Source organism: Tenacibaculum aquaeponti (assembly GCF_052084715.1).
Classification (GTDB): Bacteria; Bacteroidota; Bacteroidia; order Flavobacteriales; family Flavobacteriaceae; genus Polaribacter.
Window position 1 is genome coordinate 2,787,401 of record NZ_CP197288.1, and the last position, 11,795, is coordinate 2,799,195.

Here is an 11,795-nt window from a genome sequence, read left to right on the forward strand (position 1 = left end):
TTGTATAATATTTAGGTAAAGCTTCCGTTAAAGTAACAACCAATTAAATTTTAATAATGAGAAAAGCTATAATCCTCCTAGGTGTTTCTACATTAGCGTTTGCATCATGCGTTTCTAAGAAGAAATATGTAGAATTACAAAAACAGTATGAAGATACTAAAGGAAATCTTCAAAAAACTGCTTTCGAGAAGAAAGAGCTAGAAGCAAAATTTGCAAAAATTGAAAAGCGAGTTGATAACTACAATGAAAAAATTAATTCACTTAAAAATTATAATTCTTCATTAAAAGAAGAGAATAATGTAAAATTAGATATGGTGGGTAAAACTGCTGTAATGTCTAATTCTATGAAAAAGAAAATGAGAGAAACTTTAGCTAAAGTAGATCCTGCAGAGTTAGCAAATGCTAAAACATTAAAAGATTCTATGGATGTGGCTATAGCATATAACTTAAAGAAATCAATTAATACTTCTGAATTAGAAAACTCTGAAGATATTAATGTTGATATTGATCAAACAGTTGTTATGATTTCTGTTTCTGATGAGTTATTATTCAATACAGCAAGTTATAGAGTTAAGAAAAAAGCATATAAACTTATTGAACAGTTAGCAAATGTAATTAACTCAGAGCCAAGTATGGATGTTATGATTGAAGGACATACAGACTCTAGATCAATTAACAATGCAGTGATTCAAGATAACTGGGACTTAAGTGTGAAAAGAGCGACTTCTATAGTTCGTTTACTAGAGAAAAAATATAATGTAGATTCAAACAGGCTAATTGCTGCAGGAAGAGGAAGTTCAGTGCCTTTAGTGGATAATTCTACAGCTAAAAATAGAGCGAGAAACCGTAGAACAAGAATTGTTATTTTACCAAATTTAGATAAATTCTTCGGATTGTTAGCTCAAGAAGAAACAATTACTCCTTAGTAGTAATTTAACTTGGATAATCCCTAGACTTTGTAAAAACTAATCCTTGAAAAAGGATTAGTTTTTTGTTTTATTACTTTTTTCCAAATAATCTTTGAAATAGGTTTTTTGCTTTACCTTTTACTTCTCTTAATTCCTCAACAGCATCTTCAGCTAAATCTGCTGCTTTTTCTGCAGCGTCATCTAATGCCTCTTTAGCATCTCCAGCAAATTCACTAGCTTTAGTTTTTATGTTTTGTACTTCTTCACTGGCTAAGATTTCATTAACTTTTTCTTTCGCATTTCCTAGAGCTTCTTTAGCATCGTCGGCTAAATCAGCAAGTTTTTCACTAGCATCACCAGCAAAATCAGAAATTTTTTCTTCAGCAACCTTTGCATATTCACCTGCTTTTTCTGCAGCATCATTAAAAGCTTCTTTGGCTTCCCCAGCTAATTCAGTGGCCTTATCTGCTGCTTTATTAAATGCTTCTTTAGCAGATTCTTTGGTTTCGTTGGTTGTTTCTTCAGCAGTATTTTCAATGTTTTCTGTTGCTTCGTTTGTTTGGTCTTCTAAATTCTTATTCTCTTCAGACATTTTTATTGATTTAAAGTGAGTTACTTCTCAAATTTAAAAAAAATAAAAAGAAAACCCAGCAAAATTATGTTGCTGGGTTTTTTGATCAGCTATGTAACTAATCGAACTATCAAAACAAATCTTTCTGATTGTTCTTTTGATTTCTTTCGATAAAAGCAATGTCTCTTGTGTTTTTTTGAGCGGCAATTGCAGCATAAATACTTAACATAAATGATATTGCATAAAACCCTTTTTCACTTAATTCTAATTCGGCATTCCATAGTCCTATAATTAAAAGAAGTATAGAAATGATAGTAGTTGCCCAACTTATACTGTAATACATGTTAGTTACTTCTATTCCTTCTAGTTTATCTCTCACAGCTTTCTGAACGGAGATTACAGAGAATAATCCGAATAACAAAATAGTAAAGTAATATCCTTTTTCATTTAATAACATATCGGCATTCCATAAACCGATACAAAAAGCAATTGTTCCCACAAATAAAGATGCCCAAGATGCACCTACAAAAGCACTTGTTGGCTTTTGATCGTAAATTTTAATTTCTTTTCCTTTTTCTTTTTGGTTTGTAGCGTCTTTGTTTGTAATTGTTGTTTGATAATCCATAATAATTTATTTTAAATAATTACACTACAAAGATGAGAAGTGATCGAGAAGTATAGAAAACTAAATTTCATTAAAACTGATGATATATAAATTTAAATATTTTAATTAATTGTTATATTTATTGAGTTTTTATATTTAAAACTGACGATTAAAAATGAGTTTAAATGCAATTATTTCTTCGTTTTCTACGGAAGATTATACGCGGTTTATTAGTTTTTTAAGTAAAAAAAATAAAAGAACTGATGTGAAAAATATTCAACTTTTTAAGTTGATATATGCAAATGAACTCTCATCAGAAGAAATGTGTGAAACATTATATTCTGGTGGTAAAAAAGATGCGTATCATGCCCTTAGAAAACGGTTGTATGAAGCTTTAATAGAGTATTTAGCAGCTTTAAATTTAGAAGAAGAGAATTCAGAGAAAGTAGCTGTGATAAAATACATTTTAGTTTCACGTTCTTTTTTGCAGCAACAACAATATGCTTTAGGATTTAAATTATTACAAAAAGCAACTAAAATTGCTGAAGAATATCAATTATATCCTTACCTGAATGAAATTTATCATTTAAGAATTCAATTTTCACATGAGAATGAAAAAGAAAATTTAGAAGACTTAATTGAAGCGTTCAGAAAAAATAAAAAACAAGCAGAGTTAGAAGAAGAACTGAATATTGTATACGCAAAAGTAAGAGTAATCTTACATCAAATTTTTGCAAAAGGAGAAGTTATTGATTTTCAAAAAATTGTTTTAAAAATATTACATGAGCAAAATATAGATATTAATAAAACACTTTCTTTTAAATCGCTTTATCAGCTATTAACCATTGCTAGTATTTCTGCATTTGTAACTAAAGATTATTTAGAAATAGAGTCTTTTATGTTGGATATGTATGAGTTTTTAAAAGAGAAACCAAATAAAGAAAAAGAACGGTTTTATCATATTCATGTATTGTATATGATTGCTAATACCTTGTTTAGAACAAAACAATTTGAAAAATCTTTAAGTTTTTTAAAGATTATGGATACTGAAATTTTAAAAAATAAACGTAAGTATGAACGTACATTCAGATTAAAATATGAGTTGTTGTATACGCTAAATTTGAATTATATGAATAATCAAAATGAGGCTATTGAAAGATTAGAGTTTGTTTTAAAAAAGAAACATTCAGATGTGGTTGGAGCATTGGATCTTCATTTAAGTTTAGTGGTATTTTATTTTCAGAAAGGAGCAATAAAAGAGTCATATAAACTATTGACTAAATTATATCATACAGACAAATGGTATTTGGAAAAGGTTGGGAAAGAATGGGTGATTAAAAAGAGTTTAATTGAAATATTATTACTTGTTGAGTTGGATAATTTTGATGTTTTTGAAAATCGATTGTTAAGATTTAAAAGACAATACGGTATTTACTTAAAAGAAATAGGGCAGGAGCGTGTATTAATTTTCTTAAAATATGTAGCGCTTTATTATGATAATCCGAAAGAGATTGCTTCAGAAAAATTCTTTCAAACTGTAGAGAACTCTTTTGAGTGGATTGGAGCTAAACAAGAAGATATTTTTGTGATGAGTTTTTATGCTTGGTTAAAAAGTAAAATGATAAATGAACCAATTTTCGAAGTTACTTTAGGTTTAATAACTCAGGCTCAAGAATTATAAAAAAGCCTCGTCTATTGGTTCCCAAAGCTCAATTTTATTACCATCTAAATCAATAATCCAAGCAAACTTACCGTAGCTATATTCTTCAATTTCTCCAAGAATAGTTACACCTTCATTTTTAAGTTGTTCTAGTAAGTTTTCTAAATATTCAACTCTGTAATTAATCATAAATCCTTTTTTCGAAGGAAGAAAATGATCTGTATCTTTTTTAAACGGACTCCATTGTGTCGATGCTTTATTTCCATCATTATCTTTCCACCAAAATGTACATCCCCAATCATCTGTATTAAAGCCTAAATGTTTTTTATACCATTCTTTAGTTGAATTTACATCTTCAGTCTTAAAAAATACGCCGCCAATTCCTGTTACTTTACCTTTTTTCATTTCTTTACATTTTTTTCATAGGTTGAAATCCAATCTTCAACTGTTATTTTACTACATAATTCTCCAATTAATTCATACGGAATATCATCTAGCTTTTTAAAGCGAACACAACTTTTACCCATATCGAGTTTTTGTTTACAATGCTTCGGGTATTCACTTACAAACCAATCATGTATTTCTGGATTAGCGTAAATTCCACTATGATATAAATTCACAGAGTTTTTCTGAGAAGCGATATTCATAAAAGGTAAAGGTAATTTTGGATCACAATGATAACCGTCTGGATATATTGAATGTGGTACATAATATCCGATCATATTGTAATTAATACCTTCTTCAAAACCTTCAGGAAGATGTTTTTTAATAACGTCTCGTAATTGCTGAATAACAGATTGACGCTCTTCCGGAAGTTGATCTATATATTCTTGTGGAGTATTTGCTTCGTATTTCATTTTGAATAAAAATTGAAATTATGCTGAAACTAATATACAAAAAAGAGAAAAGCAAGTTCGTTTCTGATTGGTAGACTAGCTCTTTATAATTTTTTATGAAGATAAATGAATCGATTTTAAAAAGCATTGATTAGTTGAGGTTTTACTTATGTGCAAATGAATTATACTTTTAACGAAGTTATTATTTATAGTTGGAGCATTTTGTGTAAGTATGGGTTGTTTAAAAAATATAACTCAAATAAAACTTTCCTTCAGAATAAAAAAAGGAGGCTTAAAAGCCTCCTTAAATATAATTAACCTCTTCTATGTTTTTAGTATTGAGTGATTTACTTAGTTTAGTTTTTGATAAATTTTTTCATATAACGATTCGAATTTTCATCATACATTAAAATATAGTAAATACCTCTTTTTAAATTGTTTATGTGTATTTTTTCTTTAAAATCATTTTTTAGTATTACGCTACCGTTTAAATCTATAACTTCATAATAATCAATTTTAATGCTATTATTTTTTGATTTTATGTTTAAAAAATTAGTTGCTGGAATAGGGTAAACAAATAGATTTTTTTCAGAAAAATTAAGGTTTTCATTATTTGAAATTTCTCTAAAATTTATTCCTTCTTTAATTTCAATAGTATAATCCTCTACTTCTCCATAAGTAAAAGATTCACAAGAGTTTTGTTTGTTGTCGTATTTCATAGAAACTCTCATTCTTGTTTTTCCTTTTAAAGCATTATTAGGAATATTTATAGAATACTTTTGATTAGTATTGTTGTTGACAGAAGTGTCAATAATTCTTTCATTATCTTCAAACACTCCATTTTGATTATAATCTATCCAAGCACCAAGGTGTTCTTTATAGCTATAGTCATTATAACCTGCTCTAATAATAAGTTCATTAACGCTACCCAAATTAACTGTTGCTGTTTTGTTGGTAAAATCAGCATAACCATTATTATTCCCTGATGAATTACTCATTCCTCCAAAAGAAACAAAATCAATCCATTCATAATTTGTGTTATAACCTTTAGAATCACAATAACTTTGATTATTATTTTCTTCAACAATTATTTCAAAATTTTGTGTAGTTGTATTAATACCGTCTGTTAATTCTAATACAATTGAAGTTTTTCCTAAGCTTGATGTAGTTGGAGTTCCTTCTAATACAAAAACTCCTTTTTCTTTTTTATTAATAGATAACCAGTTAGAACCTTCTTTTATAGAAATGCTTAATTGATCATTTCTGTTTTCGTCGCTTACTTTGATTACATATTCATAAATTTGATTAATCTTAATATGATTTAATAAAGGTTTTGTTTCAAAAACAGGAGCTAAATTTGTTGGATATAAATCAACAATGGCTGAATTGTAATCAATCCAATTATATTTCCCACCATGAGTTATCATTTCAGTTAAGTAAAAGTATCCATTACTTCTTCCTGCCCAACCCCAATTAATATGGAAAAAATCACCTTGTTCTGTAACCTGATATCCATCCAATGCAAATAAATGGCCAGCACTCCCAGCGTTTGGATCTTGAAGATTTTTACTTCTTCCTGAATATAAAACTGGTCGTTTTAAATTTAACTCATTTTTTAATAATTGACTCCACTCTTGGTCTGAGTAATAATGTCTATACATCATTTTTGCGCCACTATTATATTTGAAGTTAGTTTTTAACGCCTTTAAAGCATTAGTGGTATATGCTCCAGATCCTCCATTTGCAGAAGTACCATAATTCATTTTTACTGCTACTCCAGTGTGGTATGAAAGCTTTGCATTTTCATTATCTGCTATTGTTTTAGACATGTTATCCCAATCATACAATTGATTTTCAAAATTAACACTTAAGGTACCATATTTCTGGTGTGTATAAGTAGTTTGAGATTTCCCAGTTTTAGGAAATTCCCAGTATCTCATTACTTGTGACATTGCGGTAGCCACACATCCAACAATCGCTTGACCATCATCATCACTAGGACAAAATCTTTCAAAACCATTTGATTGAGTGTATAAAATATCATCCATAAATGGTTCAACCGATTTTACTCTAAACTGTTTGGATGTTTTATTGTTTAAAATATTATCCCAAGCTCTTTTTGTAGCTTTTCTACTTTTATTTTTTTTAGTGAAAGAACTTTCATAAACAAAAGATTTATAAGCATCAAGTAAATTATTAGTAGGTAAATTTTCAGAAATAGCCTCAAAATTAGAAGTGTGAGAATAACCTAAAATTGGTTTAGTTGAGTCATCCGCTGAAACAATTACAAAACCACCTTGTTTAAAATTTATAATGTAATAAACAATTTTATTTTTGTACTTAACTTCATTAATGGATAAAGTTGTGACTTTTTGTTTTCTTAAAAAACTTTGTTTTCCTTGAATCCAATTACTAGCAACTGCTATTGCTTTTGCTTTGTCTACAGGGTTTGCAAAAATATCTTTTGCAAAAAATAATAAAAAGATACTTAAAAGGGTAATTTTTTTCATTTAATTGATTTTTAATATAGAGGTTAATTATTTTCGAATTCCACCTTTGATAAGGTGTTTTGTTTTTTAAAATCTGGTTAACCAGATTTTGTTTAAAGTTTCACAAAAGTATTTTAGCTCAATTAATTTTTAAGTCAATAAAAATTAAATTAAGGTTAATCTACTTTCGTTTTTTTAAGTTGTTATTTTGAATTAAAATAATTGATGTTTAAGGGGATAAATATGGAGCTTTTTTTATTCTTTAATTCTTGAGAAATAAACAAAAAACACATGTTAATAAAGTGTTATTTTTAAATAAAAATAATTTTTGAGTTGTATTTAGAAAATGGGGGTATAAAAGTAATTTTTATCAAATAAGATTTTTTAAATAGTTAAATCTATTAAAAGAAACTTAAGGATTAAGTTCTTTTATTTTGTCTACAATAGTTTGTGCCAATTTTATTTTGCTTTCTACAGTCCAACCAGCTACATGTGGTGATAGTAATACTTTGTCGGAATCAATTAAATATTGAAAAGCTTCTGGAATGTCGCTTTCAGTAAAAAGATTTTCAAAAGACTTTTTTTCGTATTCTAATACATCTAAACCTGCTCCTAAAATTTTACCGCTTTCTAAAGCGGAAACTAAATCTTTTGTAATAACAGATTTTCCTCTAGCTGTATTAATTAACCAGAATGTTTTTTTAAAGTTATTAATGAACTCTTCATTAACCATATTAATGGTTAATTCAGTTTGTGGCGTATGTAAACTCAATACATCAGCTTTTTTTTGAAGTTCTTGTAAAGAAACTTGTTTACAATTTTCATCACCAACTCCATCCTTAATGTCATAACAAAGTACCTCAACATCAAAACCACGAAGTTTTTTAGCAAAAGCTTTTCCCATGTTACCGTAACCAATAAGTCCGACTGTTTTACCATCGAGTTCTATTCCTCTATTTTCCTCACGAAGCCATTTTCCTGAACGTACTTCTTGATCGGCTTTATTTAGTTTATTAAATAAAGATAAAAGCATTCCTAAAGCATGTTCTCCTACAGCGTTTCGATTTCCTTCAGGAGCAGAAATAAGTTGAATACCTTTTGAAATGGCATATTCACAATCAATATTTTCCAACCCAGCTCCAACACGACCAATGAATTTTAGGTTCGTAGCTTTATCTAAAAACTGTTTGTCAATAGTAAAACGACTTCGAATTATAAAACCATCGTAATTATGAATTTTAGCTTCGATTTCTTCTTTAGAAGAAGTGTAATCTTCATGATTTTCGTAACCTAATTCGGTTAACTGTTGAATCATTAAATCGTGATTGGTATCTAAATGGAGTATTTTCATTTAAAAAGTCTAGTCAAAGGTTACAACAACAGAATTAATTACTAGTTTAATACTGCTCATTTTCATTAGGGAAATCTACACTTTTAACATCACTAATATATTGTTTAAAAGCATTGGTCATTTCCGTATGTAAATCTAAATATCTGCGTAAAAAACGAGGATTAAATTCATGTGTCATTCCCAACATATCGTGCATTACTAAAACTTGTCCATCTACACCGCTACCAGCGCCAATTCCAATTACAGGAATAGTTAAACTTTCAGCAACTTCTTGAGCTAATTTTGCAGGAACTTTCTCTAAAACTAAAGCGAAACAACCTAATTCCTCTAGTAATTTAGCATCCTCTTTTAGTTTTTTAGCTTCAGCTTCTTCTTTAGCTCTTACAGTATATGTTCCGAATTTATAAATAGATTGAGGAGTTAAACCTAAGTGACCCATTACAGGAATTCCAGCAGTTAATATTCTTGAAATTGACTCAGAAATTTCACTACCACCTTCAAGTTTCACTGCATGCCCACCAGTTTCTTTCATAATTCTAATAGCAGAATCTAATGCGTTTTTAGAATTTCCTTGATAAGTACCGAAAGGTAAATCAACTACAACTAAACAACGATCTATAGCACGAATTACAGAACTTGCATGGTAAATCATTTGATCTAAAGTGATAGGTAAAGTAGTTTCGTGTCCTGCCATAACATTAGAGGCAGAATCTCCAACTAAAATAACATCAATTCCAGCACCATCAACTATTTTGGCCATTGTATAATCGTAGGCAGTTAACATTGAAATTTTTTCATTGTTACTTTTCATTTCAATCAACGACTTCACCGTGATTCTTTTATATTGTTTTTTAGCTACAGACATGTGTGATTTGTTATAAATATGGAGTAAAAATATACAAAATACCGCAAACTCGTTAATATTGTGTTAATTTGATTTTGATAGTTTCTTTTTTGTTAGTTTTACATAAAATACAAATATGTATAAGTTTTCTTTTCTAGTTTTTTTATCATTTACTTCATTCACTGTTTTTGCTCAGGATAGTTCTGAAAATCAAAACATAAAACAAGTGATACAACTTTTTTTTGATGGATTGCATAAAGGTGATTCTAGTTTGGTGAATAAAACATTACATAAAGAAGTTAAAATTCAAACTACATTTACAAATAAAAAAGGGAAGAAAGTTTTAGTTGCAGAATCAAGAGAAAAATTATTAAAAGCTATAGCGTCGAAGAAAAAAGAAGATTCTTATTTTGAAAAATTATTATCCTATACTATTAAAGTTGATGGCAATTTAGCTTCAGTATGGACTCCTTATGAATTTTATTTAAATAGTAAGTTTAGCCATTGCGGAGCTAATTCATTTCAACTGTTTAATAACAATGGTTCTTGGGAAATTATATATTTAGTTGATATGAGAAGAAGGCAGAATTGTAAAATTAATCTAGAGAAAAATTAATGTATATTTGACCCTGTGGATAAAGTAAGTAAACATACCTTAAGTCCTGATAAATGGATAGATAACTATTCTGATTATTTGTATAATTATGCAGTAGTTAGAGTAAATAATAGTGATACGGCTAAAGATCTTGTACAAGAGACATTCTTTGCTGGTTTGCGTTCTGCTAAAAATTTCGAAGGTAAATCGACAGAAAGAACTTGGTTAATCTCTATCCTTAAAAGAAAAATAATTGATTATTACAGAAAAATCAATTCAAAAAAAGGACAAGCTGAGGTTAGGATGAGTTTTTATGAAGATGGTGAGAATGAGGGAAACTGGATTGAGGAAAGAGTACCACAATCATGGAATAGTGAAGCTGAGAAAAACATAGAAAATACTGAGCTTAAAAATCAAATAGATCTTTGTATTGATAGTTTACCAGAAAAGTACGCTATGGTTTTTAGAATGAAAACTATACAAGAGTTTGAAACAGAAGAAATTTGTAAGGAACTAGATATTACTCCGTCAAATTTATGGGTAATAATCCATAGAGCAAGAACTCAATTGAGAACTTGTATGGAGAAAAATTGGTTTAATAAATAAAAAGATGTTTAAATTTTTAAAAATTTCATGTCAAGAGGCTAATGAGATTTGTAATAAGTCTCAGTATAATGAGTCTACTTTCTCAGAAAGAATGAAGCTTCAGTTACATATAGCTTTTTGTAAGGCTTGTGCTTTATATACTAAACAAAATGTTAAGCTAACAGGTATGTTTAAGGCTAAGGCTATGGACTGTAGGAATGAATCACACTGCATGAGTGATAAAGACAAAGAGATACTTAAAGAAAAATTAAAGGAGCAAATGTCTTCATAAAGATTTCGGTTTTTATAAAACCGTTTTTTTGATTTTTTGTTAGATTGAACGGAATTTACATCAGTGTGGATTCCGTTTTTTATACTTTATAAAATAATTAAAATGCATTTTTTACCTGAAAAAATAGATAATTATGTAGTTGAACATTCTGAAAAAGAACCTCAACTATTACAGGAGTTAAGTAGAGAAACTTGGCAAAAAGTTTTAAATCCAAGAATGCTTAGTGGAGCTTTTCAAGGGAGAGTTTTGGCTATGATTTCTAAATTAATTAACCCAAATAAAATCTTAGAAATTGGAACTTATACAGGATATTCTGCTTTGTGCTTAGCTGAAGGGTTAGCAGAAAATGGGATGTTATACACCATTGATAAAAACGAAGAGTTAGAGGAATTACAATACAAGTATTTTCAAAAATCTGAATTTAGAGATCAAATCAAACAATATGTAGGAAATGCAATCGAAATAATTCCTACAATTAATGAGAAATTTGATTTGGTTTTTATTGATGCCGATAAATCTAATTATCCTAATTATTTCGAGCTGATTATAGAGAAAATGAACAAAGGCGGAGTAATCTTATCAGATAATGTTTTGTGGAGCGGTAAAGTTGTAGAAGAACTTAACCCGAAAGATATAGATACTAAAATGTTGTTAGAATATAATAAATTATTGGTTACAGATACTAGAGTAGAAACAGTCTTACTGCCAATAAGAGATGGATTAACAATAACTAGAGTGAAATAATTACATATTTCTTTTAATAGGACCTGTTAAGTCATCAATATTATCTTTAACATCATTAATTTCTTTATTGATGTCTGAAACTATTTCAGTGTCAATTCCTTGTTTTTGAGCGCTTTCGTTTATTTCACGCTTAATATCATTTGTTGCGTCTTTAACCTGACGAATACCTTTACCTAAACCTCTAGCGATTTCAGGAATTTTATCAGCACCAAAAACAACCACAACAAATAACATGATTACAAAAATTTCAGGTCCACCAATGAATAAAAAAGGTAATTTCATAACTGCAAAGATAACTAATAAACTGTTTCCTACT

The 11,795-nt window shown here is 28.7% G+C and carries 14 protein-coding genes; 6 read left to right on the forward strand and 8 right to left on the reverse strand.

The genetic code is table 11. The features are described from left to right. Window positions 1-56 precede the first annotated feature (56 nt). The gene (locus ACSIGC_RS12575) at window positions 57-926 is read left to right on the forward strand and encodes an OmpA family protein (RefSeq protein ID WP_442265165.1); all 870 of its coding nucleotides are present in this window, start codon (window positions 57-59) and stop codon (window positions 924-926) included. A 73-nt stretch (window positions 927-999) separates the two neighbouring features. Here the strand turns inward: ACSIGC_RS12575 and ACSIGC_RS12580 are convergent, their stop codons facing one another. Together ACSIGC_RS12580 and yiaA are read right to left on the reverse strand one after the other, a co-directional pair. Beyond that, window positions 1,000-1,500, reverse strand: coding sequence for a hypothetical protein (locus tag ACSIGC_RS12580; RefSeq protein WP_442265166.1), 501 nt, complete (start codon window positions 1,498-1,500; stop codon window positions 1,000-1,002). Window positions 1,501-1,609: 109 nt separating this feature from the next. Beyond that, on the reverse strand, window positions 1,610-2,104 hold the full coding sequence (gene yiaA / locus ACSIGC_RS12585) for an inner membrane protein YiaA (RefSeq protein WP_442265167.1): 495 nt from the start codon (window positions 2,102-2,104) through the stop codon (window positions 1,610-1,612). A 154-nt stretch (window positions 2,105-2,258) separates the two neighbouring features. On the opposite strand from yiaA, the gene ACSIGC_RS12590 reads away from it, so the two are divergent. After that, window positions 2,259-3,764: a hypothetical protein gene (locus tag ACSIGC_RS12590; protein ID WP_442265168.1), complete on the forward strand. Its 1,506-nt coding sequence runs from the start codon at window positions 2,259-2,261 to the stop codon at window positions 3,762-3,764. On the opposite strand, the gene ACSIGC_RS12595 is transcribed toward ACSIGC_RS12590, so the two are convergent. From ACSIGC_RS12595 to panB, 5 genes are all read right to left on the reverse strand, one after another. Next, window positions 3,759-4,148 carry a VOC family protein gene (locus ACSIGC_RS12595; RefSeq protein ID WP_442265169.1) on the reverse strand — a complete coding sequence of 130 codons (390 nt, stop codon included), beginning with the start codon at window positions 4,146-4,148 and terminating at the stop codon, window positions 3,759-3,761. The two genes, ACSIGC_RS12590 and ACSIGC_RS12595, sit on opposite strands and share 6 nt — an antisense overlap. Beyond that, entirely contained in the window at window positions 4,145-4,600 is a 456-nt protein-coding gene (locus ACSIGC_RS12600; protein ID WP_442265170.1) for a DUF1801 domain-containing protein, read from the reverse strand. The genes ACSIGC_RS12595 and ACSIGC_RS12600 overlap by 4 nt, the downstream gene beginning before the upstream one ends. Window positions 4,601-4,935: 335 nt before the next feature. Continuing rightward, complete coding sequence (locus tag ACSIGC_RS12605; RefSeq protein ID WP_442265171.1) at window positions 4,936-7,089, reverse strand: C10 family peptidase; 2,154 nt, start codon at window positions 7,087-7,089, stop codon at window positions 4,936-4,938. 391 nt (window positions 7,090-7,480) lie between these two features. Continuing rightward, window positions 7,481-8,419 (reverse strand): 2-hydroxyacid dehydrogenase, encoded by a 939-nt coding sequence (locus ACSIGC_RS12610; RefSeq protein ID WP_442265172.1) that lies wholly within the window; start codon window positions 8,417-8,419, stop codon window positions 7,481-7,483. Between the two features lie 46 nt (window positions 8,420-8,465). Next, the gene (gene panB, locus ACSIGC_RS12615) at window positions 8,466-9,284 is read right to left on the reverse strand and encodes a 3-methyl-2-oxobutanoate hydroxymethyltransferase (protein ID WP_442265173.1); all 819 of its coding nucleotides are present in this window, start codon (window positions 9,282-9,284) and stop codon (window positions 8,466-8,468) included. A gap of 115 nt (window positions 9,285-9,399) precedes the next feature. Between panB and ACSIGC_RS12620 the strand changes: the two genes are divergently transcribed. The 4 genes from ACSIGC_RS12620 to ACSIGC_RS12635 all read left to right on the forward strand — a co-directional run bounded on the left by ACSIGC_RS12620 (window position 9,400) and on the right by ACSIGC_RS12635 (window position 11,479). Beyond that, window positions 9,400-9,879 (forward strand): nuclear transport factor 2 family protein, encoded by a 480-nt coding sequence (locus tag ACSIGC_RS12620; RefSeq protein ID WP_442265174.1) that lies wholly within the window; start codon window positions 9,400-9,402, stop codon window positions 9,877-9,879. Between the two features lie 15 nt (window positions 9,880-9,894). After that, window positions 9,895-10,464 carry a sigma-70 family RNA polymerase sigma factor gene (locus ACSIGC_RS12625; protein WP_442265175.1) on the forward strand — a complete coding sequence of 190 codons (570 nt, stop codon included), beginning with the start codon at window positions 9,895-9,897 and terminating at the stop codon, window positions 10,462-10,464. A 4-nt stretch (window positions 10,465-10,468) separates the two neighbouring features. After that, on the forward strand, window positions 10,469-10,735 hold the full coding sequence (locus tag ACSIGC_RS12630; protein ID WP_442265176.1) for a hypothetical protein: 267 nt from the start codon (window positions 10,469-10,471) through the stop codon (window positions 10,733-10,735). Window positions 10,736-10,837: 102 nt separating this feature from the next. Then, the gene (locus ACSIGC_RS12635) at window positions 10,838-11,479 is read left to right on the forward strand and encodes an O-methyltransferase (protein WP_442265177.1); all 642 of its coding nucleotides are present in this window, start codon (window positions 10,838-10,840) and stop codon (window positions 11,477-11,479) included. On the opposite strand, the gene ACSIGC_RS12640 is transcribed toward ACSIGC_RS12635, so the two are convergent. After that, window positions 11,480-11,761, reverse strand: a complete 282-nt coding sequence (locus ACSIGC_RS12640; protein ID WP_442265178.1) for a Sec-independent protein translocase subunit TatA/TatB — start codon at window positions 11,759-11,761, stop codon at window positions 11,480-11,482. Between the last annotated feature and the right edge of the window lie 34 nt (window positions 11,762-11,795).

What these genes read in the sequence shown, in the direction of transcription:
- ACSIGC_RS12575 (WP_442265165.1), top strand. Translation starts at nt 57, where the DNA reads ATGAGAAAAGCTATAATCCTCCTAGGTGTTTCTACATTAGCGTTTGCA.
- ACSIGC_RS12580 (WP_442265166.1), bottom strand. Translation starts at nt 1,500, where the DNA reads ATGTCTGAAGAGAATAAGAATTTAGAAGACCAAACAAACGAAGCAACA.
- yiaA (WP_442265167.1), bottom strand. Translation starts at nt 2,104, where the DNA reads ATGGATTATCAAACAACAATTACAAACAAAGACGCTACAAACCAAAAA.
- ACSIGC_RS12590 (WP_442265168.1), top strand. Translation starts at nt 2,259, where the DNA reads ATGAGTTTAAATGCAATTATTTCTTCGTTTTCTACGGAAGATTATACG.
- ACSIGC_RS12595 (WP_442265169.1), bottom strand. Translation starts at nt 4,148, where the DNA reads ATGAAAAAAGGTAAAGTAACAGGAATTGGCGGCGTATTTTTTAAGACT.
- ACSIGC_RS12600 (WP_442265170.1), bottom strand. Translation starts at nt 4,600, where the DNA reads ATGAAATACGAAGCAAATACTCCACAAGAATATATAGATCAACTTCCG.
- ACSIGC_RS12605 (WP_442265171.1), bottom strand. Translation starts at nt 7,089, where the DNA reads ATGAAAAAAATTACCCTTTTAAGTATCTTTTTATTATTTTTTGCAAAA.
- ACSIGC_RS12610 (WP_442265172.1), bottom strand. Translation starts at nt 8,419, where the DNA reads ATGAAAATACTCCATTTAGATACCAATCACGATTTAATGATTCAACAG.
- panB (WP_442265173.1), bottom strand. Translation starts at nt 9,284, where the DNA reads ATGTCTGTAGCTAAAAAACAATATAAAAGAATCACGGTGAAGTCGTTG.
- ACSIGC_RS12620 (WP_442265174.1), top strand. Translation starts at nt 9,400, where the DNA reads ATGTATAAGTTTTCTTTTCTAGTTTTTTTATCATTTACTTCATTCACT.
- ACSIGC_RS12630 (WP_442265176.1), top strand. Translation starts at nt 10,469, where the DNA reads ATGTTTAAATTTTTAAAAATTTCATGTCAAGAGGCTAATGAGATTTGT.
- ACSIGC_RS12635 (WP_442265177.1), top strand. Translation starts at nt 10,838, where the DNA reads ATGCATTTTTTACCTGAAAAAATAGATAATTATGTAGTTGAACATTCT.
- ACSIGC_RS12640 (WP_442265178.1), bottom strand. Translation starts at nt 11,761, where the DNA reads ATGAAATTACCTTTTTTATTCATTGGTGGACCTGAAATTTTTGTAATC.